This is a genomic window from Variovorax sp. 20P10.2.4, assembly GCF_058244205.1.
In genome coordinates this window covers 1-2,066 of the sequence record NZ_JBZAYE010000945.1, presented here as the reverse complement: position 1 = coordinate 2,066, position 2,066 = coordinate 1, and the positions used below count along the sequence as shown (strand labels likewise).

Genomic DNA, 2,066 nt, shown 5'->3' with positions numbered 1-2,066 from the left:
CGCTGCCCTGGGCGCGCACCTCGATCATGCTGGCGATGGACGTCTCGCTGAGCATGCGCGTGAACGACGTCAAGCCGACCCGGCTCGAGGCCGCGCAGGCGGCGGCCAAGTCCTTCCTGCGCGAGCTGCCGCGGCGCATCGAGGTCGGCCTCGTCACCTTCGCCGGCAGCAGCCAGGTCGCGCAGCGCGCCACGCTCGACCGCGACGCGCTCGCGGCCAGCATCGACGCCTTCCAGATGCAGATGGGCACCGCGGTCGGCGACGCGATCGTGCTGTGCCTGGCCGAGCTGTTCCCGCAGGACAACATCAGCTTGGGCGAGATGACCTTCGGCGGCAACGCGCCGCGCGGGCGCAGCCTGGACGACAAGGCGAAGCCGCCGCCGCGCCAGATCACGCCGGTGGCGCCCGGCTCCTACGATGCCGCGGCGATCATCCTGCTGAGCGACGGCCGCCGCACCACCGGCATCGACACGCTCGAGGCCGCGAAGATGGCGGCCGACCGCGGCGTGCGCGTCTACGTGATCGGCATGGGCACGCTCGACGGCGACATCGCCGCGCCCGACGGCATGGCGATCTACATGAAGCTCGACGAGCCCACCTTGCGCGAGGTGGCGCGCATGACCGGCGGCGAGTACCACCACGCCGGCACCGCCGAGGCGCTGCACGGCGTCTACGAGAAGCTCGGCTCGCGCGTGCAGGTGCAGCCGCGCGAGAACGAGCTCTCGGGCCTGCTGGCGCTGCTGTCGGCGCTGCTCGCGATCACGGGCGCGGCGCTGTCGGTGCTGTGGTTCGGGCGCATCGTCTGAGCCGCGGTTTGCCGCTCCCGCGCGGCGGCGCCACAATCGCGGCTGCACCCGCTGGCCCGCCGGCCACTGTGTCGCATCCACCGGCCGATCCTCCATGCAGCATTCCCCGTTCCTCCTGCGCACGCGCCCCATCGGCGCTGGCAACCTGCGCGCCTTCGAGGTCGTGGCGCGGCACCTGAACTTCCGCGCCGCGGCCGAGGAGATGTCGCTCACGCAGCCGGCCGTGAGCCGCCAGATCCAGGCGCTCGAGGAGGAGGTGGGTGTGCGCCTGTTCCTGCGCCACACGCGCGCGGTCGAGCTCACGAGCGCGGGCGCCTTGCTGCTGCTGTCGGTGCAGCAGGCGCTGCCGCGCATCGACGCCACCATCCGCCAGATCCGCCAGAGCGCGTCGCGCAAGAGCGTGGGGCTGACCACCTTCGCCTCGTTCGCCTCGATGTGGCTGATCCCGCGCCTCGAGGCCTTCCAGCGCGACCATCCCGACATCGACATCCGCATCGATGCCTCCGACGCCGTGATCGACCTCGAGGTCAGCGACATCGACCTCGCGCTGCGCTACGGCCGCGCCGAGCACATGCCCGAGGGCGCGGTGCGGCTGTTCGGCGAGCACCTCACGCCGGTGGCCAGCCCCTGGCTCATCAAGAGCAACCCGCCGATCGAGAAGCCCGAGGACCTCGCGCGCTTCACGCTGATCGAGGTCGGCGATGCGCACCCCAGCTATGTCGAGTGGCTGGTCTGGCGCCGCTGGTTCGAATCGAACGGCCTGGCCCGGATCCAGCCGCGCCGCTGGCTCTACTTCAACTACGACTACCAGATGGCGCAGGCCGCGCTGACCGGCCAGGGCGTGGTGCTGGCGCGCAGCCCGCTGATCGCCGAGAGCCTGGCCAACGGCGACCTGGTCGAGGTGCTGCCGCGCCAGCGCATGGATTCGCCGATGGCCTACTGGCTCGTGAGCGGCCCGCGCAGCGCCGGCCGGCCCGAGCTCCAGGCCTTCGGCGCATGGCTGCAGCAGCAGGCGGTGCTCACGCGCGCGGCGATCGGCGATGCGGTCGACGACGAGGCGCCGGTGGCACGGCGCCAGAGTGCCGCATGAACGCCGCATGAGCGCCGAGTGAGCGGCAGGCGCGGCAACAGCGTCTACGTCGAGCTGGCCCCGCTCGCGGCGCACCGCGCGCTGCTCGACCATCTGTTCATCCTCGTCGACGACGGCACCCTGACCGCGCCGGGCCGGCACCGCTTCGCCACGCCGTTCTCCGAGATCCG

Annotated in this window: 2 protein-coding genes; both read left to right on the top strand. The window is 72.2% G+C overall.

What is annotated here, in order from left to right:
* Nucleotides 1-806: VWA domain-containing protein (locus AC27VN_RS39750; RefSeq protein ID WP_490880252.1), on the top strand; the 806-nt coding region annotated here is incomplete at its 5' end.
* A gap of 94 nt (nt 807-900) precedes the next feature.
* On the top strand, nt 901-1,896 hold the full coding sequence (locus tag AC27VN_RS39745) for a LysR substrate-binding domain-containing protein (protein WP_208510119.1): 996 nt from the start codon (nt 901-903) through the stop codon (nt 1,894-1,896).
* Nucleotides 1,897-2,066 lie beyond the last annotated feature (170 nt).